At 62.0% G+C, this 21,039-nt stretch carries 15 protein-coding genes, 1 tRNA gene and 1 pseudogene; 7 read left to right on the top strand and 10 right to left on the bottom strand.

Translation table 11 applies throughout. The annotated features are described in order from the left end of the window. Positions 1 to 17: 17 nt before the first annotated feature. Positions 18 to 1,850 carry a TRAP transporter large permease subunit gene (locus C5J24_RS13355; protein WP_105418462.1) on the bottom strand — a complete coding sequence of 611 codons (1,833 nt, stop codon included), beginning with the start codon at positions 1,848 to 1,850 and terminating at the stop codon, positions 18 to 20. Positions 1,851 to 1,915: 65 nt separating this feature from the next. After that, a pseudogene (locus C5J24_RS32365) lies at positions 1,916 to 2,031 on the bottom strand (alkanesulfonate monooxygenase); the annotation flags it as partial. A 341-nt stretch (positions 2,032 to 2,372) separates the two neighbouring features. Between C5J24_RS32365 and C5J24_RS13345 the strand changes: the two are divergent. Beyond that, positions 2,373 to 4,505 carry a bifunctional diguanylate cyclase/phosphodiesterase gene (locus C5J24_RS13345; protein ID WP_172723965.1) on the top strand — a complete coding sequence of 711 codons (2,133 nt, stop codon included), beginning with the start codon at positions 2,373 to 2,375 and terminating at the stop codon, positions 4,503 to 4,505. A gap of 96 nt (positions 4,506 to 4,601) precedes the next feature. Further along, a complete protein-coding gene (locus tag C5J24_RS13340; protein WP_172723964.1) occupies positions 4,602 to 6,422 on the top strand; it encodes a sensor histidine kinase in 1,821 nt (606 codons plus the stop codon). Between the two features lie 7 nt (positions 6,423 to 6,429). On the opposite strand, the gene C5J24_RS13335 is transcribed toward C5J24_RS13340, so the two are convergent. The 3 genes from C5J24_RS13335 to C5J24_RS13325 all read right to left on the bottom strand — a co-directional run bounded on the left by C5J24_RS13335 (position 6,430) and on the right by C5J24_RS13325 (position 8,403). Then, the gene (locus C5J24_RS13335) at positions 6,430 to 7,206 is read right to left on the bottom strand and encodes a molybdopterin-binding protein (RefSeq protein ID WP_105402164.1); all 777 of its coding nucleotides are present in this window, start codon (positions 7,204 to 7,206) and stop codon (positions 6,430 to 6,432) included. Beyond that, positions 7,203 to 8,057 carry a cytochrome b/b6 domain-containing protein gene (locus C5J24_RS13330; RefSeq protein ID WP_105418456.1) on the bottom strand — a complete coding sequence of 285 codons (855 nt, stop codon included), beginning with the start codon at positions 8,055 to 8,057 and terminating at the stop codon, positions 7,203 to 7,205. Before C5J24_RS13330 ends, C5J24_RS13335 begins: the two co-directional genes overlap by 4 nt. 82 nt (positions 8,058 to 8,139) lie before the next feature. Further along, the gene (locus tag C5J24_RS13325; RefSeq protein WP_105418454.1) at positions 8,140 to 8,403 is read right to left on the bottom strand and encodes a pentapeptide MXKDX repeat protein; all 264 of its coding nucleotides are present in this window, start codon (positions 8,401 to 8,403) and stop codon (positions 8,140 to 8,142) included. A 185-nt stretch (positions 8,404 to 8,588) separates the two neighbouring features. Between C5J24_RS13325 and C5J24_RS13320 the strand changes: the two genes are divergently transcribed. Together C5J24_RS13320 and C5J24_RS13315 are read left to right on the top strand one after the other, a co-directional pair. Further along, entirely contained in the window at positions 8,589 to 9,137 is a 549-nt protein-coding gene (locus tag C5J24_RS13320) for a sigma-70 family RNA polymerase sigma factor (RefSeq protein WP_105419053.1), read from the top strand. After that, entirely contained in the window at positions 9,134 to 9,778 is a 645-nt protein-coding gene (locus C5J24_RS13315) for an NrsF family protein (protein ID WP_105418452.1), read from the top strand. Before C5J24_RS13320 ends, C5J24_RS13315 begins: the two co-directional genes overlap by 4 nt. Before the next feature lie 167 nt (positions 9,779 to 9,945). On the opposite strand, the gene C5J24_RS13310 is transcribed toward C5J24_RS13315, so the two are convergent. Together C5J24_RS13310 and C5J24_RS13305 are read right to left on the bottom strand one after the other, a co-directional pair. Continuing rightward, positions 9,946 to 10,022: transfer RNA gene (locus C5J24_RS13310), tRNA-His, on the bottom strand. A gap of 146 nt (positions 10,023 to 10,168) precedes the next feature. Continuing rightward, complete coding sequence (locus tag C5J24_RS13305) at positions 10,169 to 10,615, bottom strand: phasin (RefSeq protein ID WP_105418451.1); 447 nt, start codon at positions 10,613 to 10,615, stop codon at positions 10,169 to 10,171. A 237-nt stretch (positions 10,616 to 10,852) separates the two neighbouring features. On the opposite strand from C5J24_RS13305, the gene C5J24_RS13300 reads away from it, so the two are divergent. Continuing rightward, the gene (locus C5J24_RS13300) at positions 10,853 to 14,695 is read left to right on the top strand and encodes an ATP-binding protein (protein ID WP_105418449.1); all 3,843 of its coding nucleotides are present in this window, start codon (positions 10,853 to 10,855) and stop codon (positions 14,693 to 14,695) included. A gap of 347 nt (positions 14,696 to 15,042) precedes the next feature. Here the strand turns inward: C5J24_RS13300 and C5J24_RS13295 are convergent, their stop codons facing one another. Then, positions 15,043 to 16,995, bottom strand: a complete 1,953-nt coding sequence (locus C5J24_RS13295) for an acetoacetate--CoA ligase (RefSeq protein ID WP_105418447.1) — start codon at positions 16,993 to 16,995, stop codon at positions 15,043 to 15,045. 181 nt (positions 16,996 to 17,176) lie between these two features. On the opposite strand from C5J24_RS13295, the gene C5J24_RS13290 reads away from it, so the two are divergent. Beyond that, positions 17,177 to 19,051 carry an AsmA-like C-terminal region-containing protein gene (locus C5J24_RS13290; protein WP_172723963.1) on the top strand — a complete coding sequence of 625 codons (1,875 nt, stop codon included), beginning with the start codon at positions 17,177 to 17,179 and terminating at the stop codon, positions 19,049 to 19,051. Between the two features lie 28 nt (positions 19,052 to 19,079). Further along, on the top strand, positions 19,080 to 19,328 hold the full coding sequence (locus C5J24_RS13285) for a hypothetical protein (RefSeq protein ID WP_105418443.1): 249 nt from the start codon (positions 19,080 to 19,082) through the stop codon (positions 19,326 to 19,328). 3 nt (positions 19,329 to 19,331) lie between these two features. Here the strand turns inward: C5J24_RS13285 and C5J24_RS13280 are convergent, their stop codons facing one another. Together C5J24_RS13280 and C5J24_RS13275 are read right to left on the bottom strand one after the other, a co-directional pair. Next, positions 19,332 to 20,150, bottom strand: coding sequence for an ABC transporter permease (locus C5J24_RS13280; protein WP_105418441.1), 819 nt, complete (start codon positions 20,148 to 20,150; stop codon positions 19,332 to 19,334). Between the two features lies 1 nt (position 20,151). Continuing rightward, positions 20,152 to 21,039 (bottom strand): ABC transporter permease subunit (locus C5J24_RS13275; RefSeq protein WP_245446633.1); only part of this gene is annotated, 888 nt, incomplete at its 5' end.

Below are 21,039 nucleotides of genomic sequence, written 5' to 3'. Positions count from 1 at the left end.
CCGGAATTATGGAAGAATCAGAAGATGATCGCCCAGGCGCAAAGGATCGCCAGGGAAACCAGAAGTGCAAGCAGATAGGGCACGACCGCCTTGAACAGCGCGGTCGCGGGAATGCGGGTGACGCCGCTGACCACAAAGATCAGCATGCCGAGCGGCGGGGTCAGGCCGTGGATCATCAGATTGACGACGATGATGACGCCGAAATGGATCGGATCGATGCCTGCGGCGACGGCTGCCGGCAACAGGATCGGACCGAACAGCAGGATCGCCGCGCCGATATCGAGCACCAGTCCGACGACCAGAAGGATGACGTTGGAGAGGATGAGGACCGCGAGCGCACTGCCGCCGAAAATCGTCACGAGTTCCGAGACGAGGCCGGAAACGTTGTCGACCGCGAGCAGGAAGGCGAAAGGCCCGGCCGTGCCGATCAGCAGGCCGATCGCAGCGGACTCCGTCGCCGCCTGCCGGAACGAGGCGAGCAGCGAACCTGCTCCGACCCTGCCCCAGACGGCGAGGATGATCGTATAGAGGGCCGCGAGAGCCGCAGCCTCGGTCGTAGTGACGATGCCGATGCGGATGCCGACCACGACGATGATGCCGAGACCGAAGGCGGGAATGGCGGAGATCGCCGCCTGCCCGCGCTCGCGACCCGAGGCGCGCGGCAAGGCAACTTGCTCTCTGACGGACAGATGGATGGCCACGGCGAGGCAAACCGCCATCAGGCCGCCGGCGAAAAAGCCGCCGACCAGCAGCGAACCGACCGACAGATTGGTGGCCGTCGCAAGGATCAGGAAGGCGATCGACGGCGGGATGACGTTGTCGAGCACCGAGGTGGCGGCGATGATCGCGCCTGCCTGTGCCGGTGGGTAACCGTGCTTCACCAGTTCCGGCTGGAAGGTGGAGGCGCCGAAGGCGGCATTCGCAACGGACGAACCCGATGCGCCGGAAAACAGCACGCTGGTCAGAAGCGTCGTCTGCGCTAGTCCCGCCCGGCGATGGCCGACCATGGATGCCGCGAACCGGACGAGCTGGTTGGCGACGCCGGAAGAGGTCAGCAGCCCGCCGGCCAGCAAGAAGAACGGAATGGCGAGCAGCAGGAATTTCGACATGCCGGCCACCGTCGAAGAGACGATCGCCGGTTCCGGCAGGCTGCTGCCGAAGGCGATCGCCACATAGGCTGCCGCCAGGAACGCATGCGCCAGCGGGGCGGCCAGGACCAGACCGAGTGCTGCCACCAGCGCCAGGAACAGGCTCGGCGGCAGCTCGCTGTCGATAAAGATTTCGGGAACGCCAAAATAGAGCGCGGCCCCGAGGACGAGCGATATCAGCACCGGCAGCGCCCTGCCCTCGGCAAGCCTTTGCAGGAGGAGCACGACGAGGATCAGCACGCCGCCGACACCTAAGAAACCGAAGCGGATCCACTCCGGAACGCCGAGCGCCGGAGAAATGCCACCGAGCATGGACATGATTTCGGAACCGCCGAAGAGCAGGATCATGGCGGCCAGCACGGTGAACACGTCGGCCAGAACGTGGGTCGCCGGCACCAGTCGGATGGGAGCCAAACGCACGAAGGCATCGAGCCGCATGGCCAGCGCACTGTTGAGGCTGAGGGGGGCGCCGATCGAGATCAGCGCCACATGCAGCCATATCCCGAGGTCTTCGGCACCGATGAAGCCGGTACTGAAGAAATAGCGCAGGCAGACGCTGACCAGCACGACCATCAGCAGAAAGGCGAGGATGAGCGCTGCAATGGTGCCGAGCGCGGCCTCGACGCCCTTCAGCACCCGCGCCGCAAGGCTATCGCCCCGGACTGCCGTCTGCTCTAGAAAGTCGGATGGGCTGGCTGCCAAGGGCTCTTACCTTTGCCGGAGAATCAGGCGGTCCTGACCGTGGAAAGATCACGATCGAAGAGCGTCTACCAGGTGAATGACGCGATGCCGACATCTCGCGTGAGACATCGAGACGCGGCAATACCTTTTCGCCGAAGCGGTGGGCTTCCTCAAGCAGTGGCAGGCCCGAAAGGAGAAAAGTTTTCGGCGCCCGGCCTTCCGCACGGCCGCAGGTCAAGCGCCGCTTGAGAGGTTCCGCCTTTTACGGCGACCATCCCCACGCCGCAACGGCCTCGATCCGAGGTTAAGACCAAAATCTCGACCTCGCTGCATCTTTTTGCGAGACATACTTGGTTTTGAGTGAATTAATGGATTCGCGGAAATGCAGGGGCAACCCTTGCGTGACAATCGGGGGATGTGTCCGTGGGCGATATCGAACAAGAAAAGAAATCTCAGGATCTCTTCGAATTTCATCCAGAGCCCGCCGCCCAGACAGGGGCTTCGCCCGACCAGTTCCAAACGGAGATGAGGGATTTCACCATCTTGAGCGTCGATGACGACGAGATGTTCCAGAACTCCCTCAGGCTCTCGCTTTCTGGCTTCACCTATCGCGGCATCGCGCCGCGGATACTGATGGCCTCTTCTGCCAACGAGGCGGCCAAGCTTCTGCTCGAAACGCCTTCGGTCGCGGTCCTGCTGCTCGATGTCGTGATGGAGACGGACGATGCGGGGCTCAGGCTGGTTCGCACGATCCGCGAGGTGCTCGGCAACTCGCAGCTGCGTATCGTGCTTCTCACGGGGCAACCGGGCATCGCGCCGATGCAATCGTCGCTCGAGACCTATGATATTGCCGATTACTGGCTGAAGACCGACCTGACCAATGAGCGGCTTCACAGCATTCTCACTGCGAATCTCAGGACCTTCGAGCAGATCGACGTGCTGAACCGCGCGCGCCGGGGCCTCCAGAGCATTGTGGAGGCGAGCAATAGCCTGGCGAGGTCGTCAGGATTCGAGGACTTCTCCCGCCGGATGATCCACGAACTGGCCGCACTTCTCGGCGTCAGCGAGGATGGCATCGTCTGCGTCCGCGGGCGTGACCGCGAACAGCCACCGAAGATCATCGGCTCGGCAGGGCGGTTCGCTTCGGTCCTCAACCAGACCCTCGATACCATCCAAGACGAATCCATTCGCGACCTGATCCAGCGCTCGCTCGACGAGCAGGCGAGTATCGAAACCGCGAAAGCACAGGTTCTGTTTTTCCAGGGCCAGGCGGTCGCACCTCCTGCAGCGGCGTACATCGCCACAAACAGGCGAATCGACGACACGGAGCGGGAATTGCTGCGGGTCTTCGCGACCAATATCGGCACCGGCCTGATCAATGTGGCGCTGACCAGCCAACTCGACCGCACCGCCTATGAAGACGGCCTGCTCGAGATCGCGAACGGCAACGCGCTGAAGCGCGGCATTCAAGCGGCGCTCGAGGTTCCCCCGCCGCGCAGACGGAAGGTCCTGTTCATCGAACTGAACCAGTATGCGAGAAGCTGCGTCTCGCTCGGGGTCGAACAGGGCGATCATCTGCTGCGCGCTTTCGTGAAGCGTCTGGCAGCGGCCTTTCCGCCGCCCTGCATGATCGCGCGTCTGCACGAAGACGTATTTGCCGTGCTCGGACCGGAATATCTCGTGCGGATCGACTATGTAAATCGTCTCGAAGCGGGCGCCCATTCGCCCGAAGCCCTGTTCTTCGGCGCGGAAGCGGCCTCCCTCGATCTCAATCACTTCACGTCGGCTCAAACCGTCATCGCGACCGGGCTTCTGCTCCTGAAGAAGGCGGGACTGAAGGGGACGAGCGGGCAACTCATCGAATACGACCCCAATGTCGAAGACGAGACGCGCCGTCGGTTCGCTCTTTCGCAGCAGCTTTACAAGGCGCTGCTCAACCGGGAAATCAGCGTCGTATTCCAGCCGCAGATCGACCTCGCCGACAATCGGATCGTCGGCGCCGAAATCCTGGCGCGCTGGACGCGTCCGGACGGTTCGGTCGTATTTCCGGCAGATTTCATTCCGCTCGCAGAGGCGAACGGGCTGATCGTGCCCCTGGGTCAGCAAATCCTGGAACAGGCATGCAGCGCGCTACGGTCCATGAGCGAAGCAGGATTCCCAAGCGTCACGATCGCCGTCAATGTCTCGCCGATACAGCTTGGGCGAAAGGAATTCATAGACGAACTGATCGCCACCACGCGCCGTTATGGCCTGTCCCCGGATCGGCTGGAACTGGAAATTACCGAGACTGTCGCGATGGAAGAGCACCAGCACGCCAACAACATGCTCTCCATTCTCAGAAGCGAAGGTTTCGCGATCGCCATCGACGATTTCGGCACCGGCTATTCTTCGCTGACGAAGCTCCGGTCGTTCGAGGCAGCCACGCTCAAGATCGACCCGTCGTTCATTGCCGGTCTCGGAGAGTCCAGCCAGAGTGACCTGATCGTCGAGATGATCATTCGGCTTGGCGAGCGCATGAACATGCGTGTCCTCGCCGAAGGTGTCGAGACCGAGCAGCAGGCGGAATGGCTGCGGGCAAGAAAATGCATCCTGGCGCAGGGTTATTTCTACGCTCGCCCGGAGCCCTTCGAGAAATTCCTGGCGCGGTTGCAAAACTCGCTGGTCAAGACGGTGTAGCGGCCGATGATCCCCGCGTCTCCACTCCGCATGTTTCCGTCTCTCCGGGCCATTTATCGCCATCGCAGGCGACTTGCCGTCTTCGTGATACCCTGGATGGTGGGACTTGGCATCGGCGTTCCATTGCTCTGGCATCAGATCGGCGCGAACGCGCGGGAACCCCAGATTCGCAACAGGGAGGAGACCCTGTCGCAAGGCTATGACATTCTCGGCCGGGCTCTGGACCGGCTTGGCCGCGACGCCCTGTTTCTCGCCGACCTGCAATCGCGCTTCGGTGAAACGACCACTCGGCCTGCTCCGCTGAGCGCCGAGATCTTCCAGAGTTTCGCCGCCAGCTCGCCGGATTACGATCAGGTACGGTGGCTGGATAATGACGGCAATGAACGGCTGCGCGTCAACCGCCGCAGCGGCGCGGAACCGGTCGTCGTGAGCAGCGAGCAGCTGCAGAACAAGGCGGACCAACCCTATTTTCGCGATACGATTCCGCTGCCGCTGAACGGTCTCTATTTCTCTGCCCTCGATCTGAATATCGACAACGGCGTGGTCGAGGTCCCCCATCTGCCGACGTTGCGCGTAGCAAGCCCCGTCTTCCGCAATGGGATCAAGCAGGGCATCATCGTCATCAACTACCGCGCCACGCGATTGCTTGAACGCCTGAAGCGGCTCGACAGGAGCGTCGAGCTCTATCTGATGAACCAGGCCGGATACTGGCTCCAAGGTCCAAATGCGGATGCGAACTGGGGCTGGCAGCTTGGGGCCTCAACGCCCGGCCCGGCTGAGGCGGAGATGTTGCGGGCGATCGGCAAGGGGGACAGAGGGCTTTTCGGCAGCAGGGACGGCGTTTGGAACTACCGCCGCTTCCAGCCCGTTGCGAGCTTACTGGCAACAGGCGAAGTCACGGAAAGACGTGCCGCGGGTGCCGACCTCTATCTGCTCGCCCGTGACTCGGCGGCCGCGATCAACGATCAGGAAACGAGGGGGAAACTCATTCTCGGCGCGGTCGCGGCAATCCTCGCCATGGTGGCGCTGGCGGTAACCGGCCGCCTGGCCAACGGCATGGAGGCCGAGGCGGAATGGGCGCGGCAGATGGAAGACACGAACAAGGCGCTGCGCGACACCAATGAAAAACTGAACGTGACCCAGCGGGAGCTTGCGCGAGCCGAACGGCTGTCGTCGCTGGGCCTGATGGTTGCCGGCGTCGCCCATGAGATGAACACGCCGCTTGGAAGTGCGGCACTCGTGCTCAGCAAGGCCGCCAAGGATCTCAGGCTTTTCAAGGAACGGATTGCAGCGGGGCTGCGCCGCTCGGATCTCGACCTCTATGTCGCAGACAGCGATACCAGCCTCGATCTGGTGCGCGACGCTATCCACCGGTGCACCGCGCTGGTTCAGCGTTTCAAACAGGTTGCGGTCGACCGCGCGACGCTGGAGCGGCGGGATATCGATCTCGCCGCATTCATTCCCGATGCCGATCCGCGCCTGCGCAAATGGGACGCCAGCGCCGGCGTCAGCATGGCGTTGAACGTGCCCGCTGATCTGGCGATCACCACCTATCCGGGACCGTTTGCCCAGGTCCTGTCGAACCTTCTCAACAATTCGCTGCTGCATGCCTTCGATGCCGGCAAACCTGGCATGATCAGTATCGATGTCCGCAGACTGGCAGACCAGGTCCTCATCGAATTCACCGACGACGGTCGCGGGATAAACGAGACGGACATCCAGAAGATATTTGAACCCTTCTTTTCCACGGCCCGTCACAGCGGCGGTACGGGTCTCGGGCTGCATATCGTCCACCAGATCGTCACCGAAGTTCTCGGCGGATCGATCGCCGTCGAGAGCCCGCCCGCCAGCAAGGCCCGCGGCACCCGGTTCATCATCCGGCTTCCGAGAGTTGCTCCGGCACAGGCGGGAACTTAAAGCCTCGTCAGATCCCGGCATACCATTCGTAGCCGCGATCCTCCCAGAAACCGCCGTTGCCGCCATAAAGGCGACCGAGATCGGCCACCGCCTCGATGCGGGTCAGATATTTTGCGTGCTTGTAGCCGAGTTGGCGCTCGACACGCAGCCGTAGCGGCGCGCCATGCGCGACTTCGAGGTCCCGGCCGTTCATCGTGTGGGCGAGAATGGTCTGGGGATGGAAGGCATCCACCAGGTCGATGCTCTCGTAGTACCAGCCGCTGCCATCGAGCGACTTTTCGTATTCGTCGGCGCAATGGAAGACGATGTAGCGGGCTTCGGGCTTCAGGCCGACCGTCTTGAGCAGAGCGCCGAGCGGCACGCCGGTCCATTTGCCGATGGCGCTCCAGCCTTCGACGCAGTCGTGCCGGGTAATCTGGGTGCGGGCCGGCAGGGCCCTCAATTCAGCAAGCGACAGCTGCATCGGCTTTTCGACCAGGCCGCCGACCTCCAGCTTCCACGTCGAGAACTGCCGGCTCATCCAGTCGAGATATTGCGGATTGTCCGGCATGCTGGTGCCGTTGGCGCGGAAGACCGGGGACAGGTCCGCCTCCGTGAACTCGCGCGCCAGCGCGTTGTCGCCGAGCAGGAAGCGCTGGGTTTTCATCGAAAGCCCCTCGGCGATCTTGAGGACCGATTTCGTCCGGTCGCTTTCGACAAGCGCGTCGCAGCCGTTCAAACCGAGCGCCGAAGCCGTCATGGTCGCGCCGATCAGAAAGCGGCGGCGGGTGAGGATGCTGGTCATTGCTTGCCTCCCTTAATGTCCCCTTGGTCGATCGCGTAATAGCCGGTGATCATCGAACGCAGATTGTTGAAGACGCCCGACAGGATCACCATCGCGACGTGGACCACCACGAAGGCGACCAGCGAAAACGCGGTGAGAAAATGGATCGTGCGGGCCGACTGCCGGCCGCCGAAGACATCGAGCAGCCAGGGTGCCACGGCATTAAAGCCGGGCGACATGGTGAGCCCCGTCAGGATCATCAGCGGCAGGAGCAGGATGATCACCGCGACATAGCTGAGCTTCTGCAGCGTGTTGTAATGCCGCGCCTCCGGCCCTTTCGCAAACCGCAGCCGGGCGTGATTGACGATTTCGTGGCCGATATGGGCGGGCGTCAGTTCGTCCCGGGCCGGCAGGAGATCGCGGCGGAAATGACGGCTCACCAATCCATAGGCGAGATAGATGAAGCCGTTGATGACGAACAGCCACGCAAAGAAGAAATGCCAGCGCCGGCCGCTTGCGAGATCCTGATAGCTCGGGATCGTCAGCCAATCGGGGAACCCTCGTGCGGTCGCCTCGCCGTCCACGTCGGAAACGCCGAGAAATCCGGTCGTGTCGAAGGTGAGCGAACCGATATGCGTGAGGCCCTTCGCCTTGTCGCCATCCTCGACCGCCTCCATGGAAATGAAGGAAGGATCGTTATTCGCACCGTATTGGCCCCAGTACAGCGCCGGATGGGCATTGAATATCTGCAGGCCGCTGAACAGCAGCACGGTCATGCAGAGCACATTCACCCAGTGCGACAAGCGCACCAGCAGGCTGTGGCGGTAGATGACCGTCCGGCCGGTCGCAGCGCCGGCATCGATCGTGGCCATGGTGTTTCCTCCGAATGCGGGAATCGGGCTCCAGAAGATAGACGCGGCCGCCGGGCAGAAAGTTTCAGCGGCCGCGGTCAAATCATTTCATCGCGTCGCAGGCCTTCATCATCTCGGACTTTTTCATCGCGTCCTTTTCCATGCCGGCCTTGTGTATGCAGTCGGTCTTGGTGCTGCCGGTCGCCATCGAGTCCTTCTTCATAGCATCCGGTTTCATGGCGTCGGTCTTCATGGAGTCCTTCTTCATCGCGTCGGAGTTCATGCTGCTCTGGGCGTTCGCCGCGCCGGCAAGCGAAAGACCGACAACGAAGATGCAGGCTGCGAGGCTGGAAAGAAGCTTGGTCATGGGTGCCCTCCTGGGATCAATCGATGTGTCCGCCGGCTGCGGGCCGAGGGCTCACAGCCATCAATTCGACCCACGCAGAAAGTCGTTACAGCGTCACGGTTATGTGATAGGCCGAAAGCATCCGGATTATTTTCCATTCCGGATGTAACCGTTTATGTGCTTCTCCGAATAATCATTTGAACAGCATGACGAGCACCCATTCGGAAGAAGCCCTGAAGGCCTTGATGCTTCTGTCTCTTGATGGGGACGAGGCCGCCTATCGGCGTTTGCTCAACGCAGTGCGCGTCCTGCTTGTCGGATATTACAGCCGCCGAATGGCTGCTGCGACGAAAGCGGACATGGAAGACCTCGTCCAGGAAACATTGCTGGCGCTGCATTCCCGCCGGGAAACCTATGATCGCGAGCGGCCGTTTACCGCATGGTTCTTCTCGATCGCCCGCTACAAGCTGATCGACCACCATCGCGGCCGCGGCAGCCGGATGATGGCGGAAACGGAGCTCGGCGAGGAATTCGAGAGCGACTACAACGAGGAAGGCCTGACGGCGCGCATGGATGTCGAACGGCTTCTGGATGGCCTGCCGGCGAAACAGCGGGAATTGATCCGCCAGGTGAAGCTCGAGGGCCAATCCGTCGCGGATACGGCAAGCCGGACCGGCCAATCGGAATCGGCCGTCAAGGTCGGCATTCATAGAGGGATCAAGGCACTGGCGGAGAAATTGCGAGGCGGACAGTGAGAAAGACGGACGACATCATCGACAGCCTGGTGGGTGAATTGAAGCCTGTGCCGCGCCATGCGCTGGCGCGGCGCTTCGTGGCCGGCGTACTGCCGGCGCTCGCCGTGTCGCTGGTGCTGATGCTGGCGGTCCTCGGCCTGCGCCTAGACATGGCGGAAGCTCTGATGTTGCCGGTGTTCTGGATCAAGTCCGCCTATAACGTGCTGCTGGCGATCGCCGCGTTCCTCGCCGCCTACCATCTGGCACGGCCAGATGGTTCCAGGGGGCGGTTCTTCCAGGTCGCGGCGGCGATCGTCGCGATCATGGCTCTGGTTGCGGTCAGCCAGCTGATGATGTCGCCGGCTGAGACCTATCGCTCCTTGATCATCGGATCGTCAGCGCTGCATTGCCCTCTGCTGATCTTCCTCTTCGCGCTTCCGGTGCTTGCCGGGAACGTGTGGGTGCTTCGCCGCGGCGCGCCGACAGACCTGAGGCTCACCGGCTTCATCGCCGGGATTGCGGCCGGCGCTGCCGGCGCCTGGGTCTATTCCTGGTTCTGCACCGAGAACGGCATGCCTTTCGTGCTCATCTGGTATTCGCTCGGCATCCTGCTGACCGGCATTCTCGGCGCACTTCTGGGACCCCGGCTGCTGCGCTGGTGAGATGGAAGGGAAGACGGCCTTGCTCGATAATCTTATCGGGCAACCGACCCGTCCGCGACAATCCAAGGTGCGGAATTCAGCGGCAGACCTAGTCGATTCCACGGTGCACGAGTGCCTAAACACTCGGAGTGCCATCCGTCCCGACAAAACTCTTGATCTGGAAGAAATGGTACGGTTGGGGGGTCTCGAACCTCCGACCTCAGGTGCCACAAACCTGCGCTCTAACCAACTGAGCTACAACCGCACAAGCGCCCTTGGGCGCCGTTGGGGGGTCACATACGGCGATCGGACTTTTTTTGCAAGTCCTATCCCGCAAATAGAAAGTCCTTTCCCGCAAATAGAAGAGGCCGGAGCATGCTCCGGCCTTCTCCTTAAAATGAAGCTGAGGAATTAGGCAGCCTTGAAGGTCGTCATGACCTTTTCAGCGGCTTCCTTGCCCGGCTTCGTCACGTCTTCGACGATCTTGCGGGCGGTGTCCTGCATGGACTTGGCCTGCTCAACCGTGATTTCAGCCTGCTTGCGGATGAAACCGGTCTGCAGTTCGATCAGTTCGGCAAAGGACTTCACGCCGAGCAGCGATTCCATATGGGTCAGCGAGTTTTCGGCGTTGGTGCGCAGAGCGTCGATCGCCTTGAGGCCAAGTTCGACAGAACCAGCCTGGGCCGACTGCATTGTGGATTCCACCGTCTTGGTGGCTTCCTCGGCAGCGGTTTTCATCTTAGCATAGGCTTCGCGAGACTGGGTGGCACCCTTTTCGGCGAAGTCGCGGAAGCCTTCGGTCATCTTGGACGGATCGAAAGCGGAGAAGGAAAAGATATCGTCGGTCTTGTATGCCATCGTTTCAGGTCCTCGTTGGCGATTTCTTCGGCAGAACCGAAGATGTCATGCCTCTTATATAGACCATCTCGTTGTGCATTGCAATATGATTGTGCGCCGCACAATAAAATGAGTCCTGGAATTAACCCTATCGGAGGTTTGGACAGCGCCGCTCTCGACCCGAAGGCAGGGGGAGGTTATTAACAATCCGTTAAACTACGTAGAAATCCGGTCACAAACGCCCTGTAGGTTTTGCCTATGTCCGCAGTTCAATACCCGTTCATCGACATTGCCGTGCACGAGCGCGTCCGCGATCGTTTTGCGGCAGGCGAAGCGATCGTGCTGTTTTCTCCGGACATGCAAAGCCCCCTCTGGGCGAACGGGCGCGGCGCCGATCTTTTCGGTTTCGGCTCCATCTACGATTTCCTCGACCAGGGTCCCAACCGCGTCGATATCGCCTTCCGTCAGATCGAAGCGGCCGCGCGCCAGCTCGGCGAAGTCGGCGATATCCGCAACCTGACGATCGGCGTCGCCTCCGGTTTCCAGCGCATTCCCGTGCAGGCAATCTGCGAGCTCGTCCAGGTCCAGGGCGAAACGGCCGTGCTGTTCAGCGCGCCGGTGGAACGGGGCAGGCTCGCGCCTTCGGCCTCCGCGGCCCGGATGATTGAAGGATTCGACGATCCCGATACGCATATGGCGGTGATCGACGAAAACGGTGAGGTGCTTGCCGCCTCGGCCGAATTCGCGGGGCTCGGCGTTTCCGTGCAGACGGCCAAGATGATGGCGACCATGGCGGGCGCCGATCCGAGCCGCCTCGTCAAGCGCCCGATCCCGACCTCCAAGGGCTACCTGCCGGCTGCGATCGGCAAGCTTTCCAACGAACCGGCCCTGCATCTCCTGTTCACGGTCGAGACGGAACAGGGCCGCGCCGCCGTCGCTAACGGCTATGAGGCCCCGACACTCTCCGAAGACGATCAGGTGAATGCCGAGATCGGCGAGGAAATTACGGAATCCGTTGTGAGCGACGACACCAAGGACTTCACGGTCGAGGCCGAGCCGGTCGACGATTTTGCCGAGGTGATCGCCGCTGTATCCGAAATCGAGGATACGGAAGAGCCGGAAGAAGAAATTTCGCTTGAAGCCGGCGGGGATGTCGCGCCGGTTCAGTCCGCTGCCTTCGAGGAACCGGCGGAAGAGGTCGCGCCTGAAAAGGACGTGCTGGCCGCAGACGTCGAGGCCCTTTCCTCCGATGACGCGGTCGAGACGGCCGAGGAGCTGGTTTCGCCAACCGCGATCGAGGAAACATCGGCTGCCCAGCTCGAGACAGTGGACGTTGCGCCTCCAATCGAACCCGCAGCCGCCGAAACGGCCGCGCTGGAACCGGCTGGTTTCGTCTTCCGCGGCGACGGGCGCGCCACGCGCTTCGTCTGGAAGATCGATGCGGAAGGCCGGTTCAGGGAAGTTTCGAGCGAATTTGCCGATGCCGTCGGCCCCCACGCCGCCGATATCAACGGCATGGCCTTTACCGATCTCGCCGCCCTCTTCCATCTCGATCCCGAGGGCAAGATCACCGAGCTGCTCCAGAAGCGCGATACCTGGTCCGGCAAGACGATCTGGTGGCCGATCGAGGGCACGTCGCTGATGGTGCCGGTCGATCTCGCCGCGCTGCCGACCTATACCCGCACCCGCGAGTTCGACGGTTTTCGCGGCTTCGGCATCGTGCGCATCGGCGATGCAGCCGAGGATCCGAATGCCGTCGGCCTGACCCTGACCCGAGCGGTGCCGGAGGATGTGGCCGAGCCGGAAGCTGAGACTGTTTTCGAAAGCTACGCGGTTCCCGCCGATGCACCGGAAATGGTGGCAGACGACGGTCTGCAGGGCGAAGCCGAGGATGCCATTGCTGGAAGTTCCGAGTATGACGAACCGGCTGCCGAGGCTTCGGTGATCGAAGAGCTGGAAGTCGCTGAAGACGCCGAGCAGCCGGCTGGCGCCGAAGACATATCCGCCGATGCGACGCCATCCGAAGACCTGCTGCCGGAGCCGGAGCCAGAGGACGCGCCGCAGGCGTCCAAGTCGGGCCGGCAGATCCCTTCGCTGCTCGATTGGCCGGCCGGCGAACGCCCGGCACTGCGGATCGTCGACAATGCCGGTCGCCGCCATTCCGACAAGGTCATCCAGCTGGAAGAGCGCCGCTCCAACCGCCGCGACGGACTGACCCCCGTCGAACAGGCGGCTTTCCGCGAAATCGCCCGACAGCTCGACAATTTCGTCGGTCGCCGCAACGAGGAAAAGACGCCGGAGGCCCCGACTGAGGCCGAGGTACCTGTTGTCGAACAGAACGAGCCGAGCGCGATAGAGCCGGCACAGCTCGAGCATGAGGCGGTGCACGAGGAACCTGTCGCGCCCGTTTCGGAAGAGATTTCTGAGGAAGAGGCGATCGCCTTCGCCGAAGACGCGAACCAGGCTTTTGCCGACGGACCGATCGAGCCCAGCGAAGAGACGGAAACCGCTGTGGAGGCTCCGGCCGACCCGCATCCGGAGCTTTCAGACCGCGAACTGTTGAGCCAGATGATACCGGTTCGCGAGCGTATCGGCCTTTCCGCGGAGATCGTCGACCAGATGCCGGTGGCGCTTCTCGTCCACAGCGGCGACACCTTGATCTACGGCAATCCGGAATTCCTGCGGCTGACCGGTTATGCCTCGATCGACGAGCTGGCGGAAGTCGGCGGTCTCGATGCGCTGCTGCAGCGCCAGGACCTCGAAGGCAAGACAACGGAAGCCGGCGGCATGGTCGTGGTGCGCGCCGACGATGTGCTGGTGCCGGTGACGGCGCGTCTGCAGTCCGTCCGCTGGGACAATTCGACCGTTCTGATGTTGGCGCTGATGCCGGTCGTGGCCGAGACCCAGGGCTCCACCGAGGATGGCGAAGCGGCGGCGGTCATTCCCCTGCGCGCGCCTCGCGCCGCCGACCAGCTCGCCAAGCTGCAGGTCGAGGTAACCGAACTGCGCGCCATCCTGGAAACGGCCACCGACGGCGTGGTGATCATCGGCGCCGATGGCGACATCCGCTCCCTGAACCGGGCGGCAAGCGCGCTCTTCAACTACGACAATGAAGAGATCAACGGCAAACCTTTCGTCACCCTGTTCGCCCATGAAAGCCAGCGGGCGATCCTCGATTATCTCGCCGGACTTGCCGGCCATGGCGTGGCGAGCGTTCTCAACGACGGCCGCGAAGTCATCGGCCGCGAGGCTTCCGGCGGCTTCCTGCCGCTGTTCATGACGATCGGCAAGTTGACCTCCTCGAACGGTTATTGCGCGGTCATCCGCGACATCACCCAGTGGAAGCGCACCGAAGACGAGCTGCGCACGGCCAAGCGTGCTGCCGAGACGGCGAATGCCCACAAGAGCGAGTTCCTCGCCCATGTGAGCCACGAAATCCGCACACCGCTCAACGCGATCATCGGCTTTGCCGACATGATGGCGAGCGAACGTTTCGGCCAGATCGGCCATGCGCGTTACGTGGAATATGCCAATGACATCAGCCGCTCCGGCCGGCATGTGCTCGATATCGTCAACGACCTCCTCGACATTTCCAAGATCGAGGCCGGCGAGATGGAGCTTGATTTCGTCGCGGTCGGCCTGAACGAGGCGGTGTCGGAAGCCGTCTCGCTGGTGCAGCCGCAGGCAAACGGCCAGCGGGTGATCATCCGCACGGCCCTCTCGCATGCCGTGCCGCAGGTGGTCGCCGATCCGCGCTCGATCAAGCAGATCGTGCTGAACATCCTGTCGAACGCCATCCGCTTCACGCCCTCCGGCGGCCAGATCGTCGTGTCCACCGCCTACGAGACCAACGGCAACGTGGTCCTTCGCGTCCGCGATACCGGCATCGGCATGACCCGCTCGGAGCTGGAGCTTGCGATGAAGCCGTTCCGCCAGGTTGCGAGCGCCTCCCGCAAGCGCGGCGACGGCACGGGCCTCGGTCTGCCGCTGACCAAGGCGATGGTCGATGCAAACCGCGCCGCCTTCGCGATCACCTCTGCACCGAACGAGGGCACGCTGGTGGAAATCACCTTCCCCTCACCGCGGGTGCTGGCGAACTGATCCAGGAGACTGCGATTGGTTTTCGCATTCTCGTGGCTCGGCTTGTGATAGTAGCGGGCACACTGATGGTTGTGGCGAAACTTGTGGCGCCCCTGGGTTGCTTCAGACATTAAAAGAAAGGCAGCCGAAGCTGCCTTTGAAATTTAATGCTGTCCAACGAGGGTCGGTGGAGACGTCATGTCTATGAAAGCTCGCGGCTAGGCGTAGTTCATACACGAGACGAAACCATGTTGCTCCACTTTTGATCAAAGCGGCTTAATGGGTCGTTAACGCCGGCCCATTTCTGGAATTTATGCTGAAGATGTGCCATATCGATGCATGTCGCCTCGTTGGGGATACAAGGCGATTCAGCTTTTCAACTCGACGAGGCCGTCGAACAGATCGAGCGCTTCCGGATTGGCGAGCGTCTCCTTGTTCCTGACCGCCCGGCCGTGCACGACGTCGCGCACCGCCAGCTCGACGATCTTGCCGGACTTGGTGCGCGGGATATCGGCGACCTGTATGACCTTTGCCGGTACGTGGCGCGGCGAAGCGCCGGTGCGGATGCGGGCCTTGATCGCCTTGGTAAGATCGTCGTCGAGCTTAAGGTTGCCGGTGAGGCGGACGAACAGGATGACGCGGACGTCGTCGTCCCAGTCCTGGCCGATGCAGATGGCTTCCGCAACCTCCTCCATCTGCTCCACCTGATTGTAGATCTCGGCGGTACCGATCCGCACCCCGCCCGGATTGAGTGTCGCGTCCGAACGGCCATGGATGACGATGCCGTCATGTTCGGTCCATTCGGCGAAATCGCCATGGCACCAGACACTCTCGAAGCGCTCGAAATAGGCCGCCCGGTATTTCTGACCTTCGGGATCGTTCCAGAACATGAGCGGCATGCACGGGAAGGCCTTGGGGCAGACGAGTTCGCCCTTTTCCCGGCGTACCGGCTTGCCGTCGTCGTTCCAGACGTCGACGGCAAGCCCCAGACCCGGCCCCTGGATCTCGCCACGCCAGACCGGCTTCAGCGGATTGCCGAGCACGAAGGTGGAAACGATGTCGGTGCCGCCTGAAATCGAGGCGAGATGCACGTCGGATTTGATGCCTTCATAGACGAAGGAAAAACCTTCCGGCGAGAGCGGCGAACCGGTGGAGATGATGAGCCTGAGCGCAGCCAGATCGTGGCTCTCCTTCGGCACGATGCCGCCCTTGCGGAGCGCGTCGATATATTTCGCCGAGGTGCCGAACACCGCGAACTTTTCAGCTTCGGCATAATCGAACAGGACATTGCCGTCCGGCGAGAAGGGCGACCCGTCGAACAGGCAGAGCGTGGCGCCGACCGCGAGGCCTGACGCCAGCCAGTTCCACATCATCCAGCCGCAGGTGGTGAAATAGAACATCCTTTCGCCAGGCTCGAGGCTGCAATGGAAGCGATGTTCCTTGAGATGTTGCAACAGCGTGCCGCCGGCCGAATGGACGATGCATTTCGGCACCCCGGTCGTGCCGGACGAAAAGAGAATGTAGAGCGGGTGGGAGAACGGCAGGGGCTCGAACTCGACTGCCTTCGCTTCATAAGGCGCCGTGAAATCGGCAAGTGTACGGCCATCGGCAAGCGATGCGGCGAGTGCGGGAGCGTCGCCCGCATAGGGCACCACCAAAACCGGTGTCTTAAGGACCTCCGAGACCGCCCTCACCTTGGGGGCGACGTCCTGGAGCTTGCCGTTGTACCAGTAGCCGTCGCAGGTGATGAACAGCTTTGGGTCGATCTGGCTGAAACGGTCGAGCACGCCCTGTTCGCCAAAATCAGGTGAACAGGAAGACCAGATGGCACCGATCGAGGCGGTGGCCAGCATGCAGGCAATGGTTTCCGGCATATTCGGCATCATCGCAGCAATGCGGTCGCCCTTCTCGATACCGAGCACCCTGAAGGCCTGCTGCAGACGAGAGACTTCGGCGCGGAGTTTATCCCAGGACCAGCGATAGCCCACCTTGTCCTCGCCGCGGAAGATCAGCGCGTCTCCGGCGCCTGTTCCGGAGAGTAGATTTTCGGCGAAATTCAGCGTCGCATCAGGGAAGAAACGGGCGGCGAGCATGTCTTCGCCGTTGATCAGCGCGCGTTCGCCGCGCTCGCCCTTGACGCCGCAGAAATCCCAGACCGCCGACCAGAATTCGGCGCGCTCGCTGATCGACCACGCGTAGAACGCATCATAGTCGGGAAAGCTTTTGCCAAAACGCTCGGCGCACCAATTGATGAAATGATAAAGCGGGGTTTTCTGCTGTACTTCCTTCGAGGGCTCCCAGAGCGGCTGTTCATTGCCCATTCCCATTCCTCCACCCTCGGAGAACCCCGCCCCGACATCGGAAACCAGGGTTCTGCCTCGTCTCCATCACGCCAGACCCTGCGAGCTCGCAGCGTATCGGCTTTTATAGCATGTTGCACCGCATTATAAAGGAGACAGCCGGGGATGTTTCCCGGATTTGCACGGGGCCGGCATTTCCTATATGCGCGTGATGATCATGCTCACCAATCCGATCGGAAATCTGCGGAAGAACCTGGGCCGCCCGCTGGGCCGGCGGTCGCGCCGCGTTCTGATCGGTGCCATCGTCGCTCTCTGCCTGTTCGCGCTTTTCCAGGTTATCGCACCGTTCCTCGTTTCATCGGCCGTCGTGCGCGAAAGCATGGAGCGGGCGGTCGCCGAATGGACCGGCCATGACGTGGAGATCGAGGGAACACCGGATATCCGCTTCTGGCCCGAGCCTCGGGTCACGCTCAGGGACATCACCATCCGCAAGCAGGCGGAAGACGGCGAGCGCGTACTCGGCCGGGTCTCGCGGCTTTCGGCCTCCTTCGATCTCGTGCAGGCCCTAGTCGGCCAGCCCGAGTTCAAGGACTTTCGGCTCACGGATCCGGAAATCTACGTCATCCGGGAGGTCGACGGCAGGCTCGACTGGGCGAATGACGGGTTGCTCAGCCGTGCAGTGCGCGATGCACGGCCGGACGGCAGCGGCCAGGCGCTGACGGCGGATGACGATGCACGCATGGGCGATGTCGGCATCACCAACGGAACACTCGAAATCTCCGACCTCGCCAGCGGCCGCGTCACACGGTTCCAATCGATCGACGGAACGCTCGACTGGCCCTGGCTTTCTCGCGGCCTGGAGCTGAAGGCGGATGCCGAGCTCAACGGCCGGGCGCTGACGCTGGACATAAGCTCGACCCAACCCCTACTGCTGCTCTCGGGCAAAAGCGGCGATATCTCGGGCACGATGGCGTCCTCCCTCTTTCGGGGCCAGTTCCGAGGCGTCGCCGACCTTGCGGCGCAGGCATTTCTTTCCGGCGATGCCGAACTGACGGTCCCCGACCTTGCGGCGGCAATGAGCTGGGCCGGCCTGAACTTTTCCGGCACGGAACGCTTGAAAAGCTTCTCTTTGACGACCCACCTCGTTACCAACGACAACGTCCTGCGCTTCGACAACCTCTCCCTCAGCCTGAACGACGCCAAGGCGACGGGCGTACTCGATCTGCTGCTGCCCGCGGACAAACCGCCGAGACTGACCGGCACGCTCGCCTTCGACCAGATAGATTTTTCCGCGGCGCTTGTCGCCATTAAGCCACGCACCATGGGAGACGCCAGCGAGAGCGATGGCCAGCTCGCCGATCTGGAACTCGACCTGAGGCTTTCCGCCCAGCAGGCGACACTCGGACCTTTCCAGCTTTCGGAGGCCGCCGTGAGCGTGATGAACACCGGCGAGCAATCCCGTATCGACATTGCCGACAGCGATTTCGAGACGGGCCGGCTGACCGGCCGGGTCGCCACCGTAAAAGGCGGCGTGGCCGGGGCTGTCGCCTTGCGCCTTGCTGTCCAGGACGCCGATTTCGGGAATATCGTCAGGGAACTCGGCCTCGCCGGGCCACTTCCGGCAGCACGCGGATCGTTGGACCTGGCGCTCGACGTCGACCGGCCGCTGGAGCCGGACGCCTGGCGCAACGCCAAGGGTACCTTGCGCTTCCGCGCGGACCGCGGTTCGTTTTCAGGCGTCAATATTGCCGGCATCCGGCAGCTCGCGGCACAAAAACCCTATTTTCCCCTGAGCGATGCCGGCGCCGGCAGCCTGGAATTCGACCATATCGACATATCCGCCAATCTTGCGGAGGGTTCGGCCGATATCCGCGAGGGGAAGATCACCGGCGCCGCGGAAACGCTGACGCTTTCGGGCGTCATTCCTTATATCAACAACAGCCTCGCGCTCTCGGCGATCGTCGAAACGATCCCGCAGGGTGCCAATACCGTGCCGTTGATGGTCTTCATCGGCGGGTCCTGGCCCAATCCGGTCATCTGGCCTGTTTCGCAAACTCCGGCGAAACCCCTACAATGAACCGAATCAACCGGATGGGGGTAATCTGGTGGCGCGGTTCCTGATCAATCTATGCAAGGCGCTGCTCGCCTGTCTCATCATGGGCGCGGTCTTAAGCTTTTTCGGCATCACCATGCCGTCGCTGCTGGCGCTCCTGCACCTGACGCCGGACGATATCCGGATCGGGCTCGAGAACGCCTATGTCTGGTCGGTACCGCGCGTCGTGCTCGGCGCCGTCATCGTGCTGCCGGCCTGGCTGCTCATCTACATCTTCATGCCGCCGCGCGGAGGCGAGTGAGCCTCAGGTCGTGCCACGGGCTGCGACGTGCTCGTCGCGAATACGCCGCATCTCGGCCTGCTTGGTGGTGATCGAGGTGATAATGACGCCGATGGTGACAAGCCCGATCAGGATGGTGCAGATCGCGTTGATTTCCGGCGTGACGCCCAGGCGAACCTGGCTGTAGATCTTGATCGGCAATGTGGTGGCGCCGGGACCTGTGGTGAAGCTCGCAATCACCAGGTCGTCCAGCGACAGCGTGAACGCCAGCATCCAGCCGGCGATGACCGCCGGAAAGATCAGCGGCAGGGTGATCTTGAAGAAGGTCTTGACCGGCGGGCAACCGAGATCGAGGGCCGCCTCCTCCAGGCTCCGGTCGAAGGTCAGCAGCCGCGACTGCACGACGATCGCCACATAGCACATCGTGAAGGTCGTATGGGCGATGATGACAGTCCAGAAACCGCGATCGATGCCGACGGCGACGAACAGGAGCAGCATCGACAGGCCGGTGATCACTTCCGGCATGACGAGCGGTGCATAGATCATCCCGGAAAACAGCATCCGACCCGGAAAGCGCGTGAAGCGCACGAGTGAAAGGGCAGCGAGCGTGCCGAGCACGGTACCGATCGTGGCGCTGATGACGCCGACGCGCGCCGTTATCCAGGCGGCGTCCATAAGACCCTGGTTCGACCACATCGTGCGATACCATTGCAGCGAAAAGCCGCCCCAGACCGTGACGAGCTTGGAGGCATTGAACGAATAGACCACCAGGATGATGATCGGGATGTAAAGGAAGGCGAAACCGAGGGTCAGGACGGTGGCATCGAAGCGGGATGATTTCATCTCAAGCCACCTTCTTCTGCTGGTTCTGGAAAATCATGATCGGCACGACCAGCATGATCAGCAGGATGACCGCCACGGCCGATGCCAGCGGCCAGTCGCGGTTGCCGAAAAATTCCGTCCACAGCGTCTTGCCGATCATCAGCGTGTCGGCACCGCCGAGCAGATCCGGGATGACGAATTCGCCGGTGATCGGGATGAAGCAGATCATCGAACCGGCGATCACGCCCGGCAGCGACAAGGGGAAGGTGATCTTCCAGAATGCCTTCCAGGGCGGGCAGCCGAGATCGCTCGCGGCTTCAAGCAGAGTGTTGTCCATCTTTTCCAAAGCCGCATAGAGCGGCAGCACCATGAACGGCAGGTAGGAATAGACGATGCCAATGAAGACCGCGTAGTCGGTGCGGAAGACCTGGACCTGCTCATCTGCGCCGAGAAGGCCGACAGACTGGAAAAGCAGCGTCAACAGGCCATCGGGCTTCAGGATGCCTATCCAGGCGTAAACGCGGATCAGGAAGGACGTCCAGAACGGCAGGATGACCAGCATGACGAGCGTCGGCCGCAGCATGGTCGGCGCGCGGGCCATGGCCAGCGCCATGGGATACCCGATCAGCAGCAGCAGGAAGGTGGAGATTACCGCGATGCGCAGCGAAGAGAGATAGGCCTCTATGTAGAGAGGATCGTCGGTCAGGAAGAGATAGTTGTCGAGGTCCAGTTCGGAGACGAAATCGCCGAATGCGCCGAACCCTTCAAAGAGCGGCGTGTAGGGCGGCATGGCGATCGCCGTCTCGGAGAGCGAGATCTTGAAGATGATCAGGAAAGGGGCGACGAAGAACAGCAGCAGCCAGAGATAGGGTACCGCGACCACCAGCCAGCGGGCGGGGTTGGGTTTGTT

It is taken from the genome of Neorhizobium sp. T25_27 (assembly GCF_002968565.1).
GTDB classification, from domain to species: Bacteria; Pseudomonadota; Alphaproteobacteria; order Rhizobiales; family Rhizobiaceae; genus Neorhizobium; species Neorhizobium tomejilense.
This window is presented reverse-complemented; position numbering and strand designations above follow the sequence as displayed.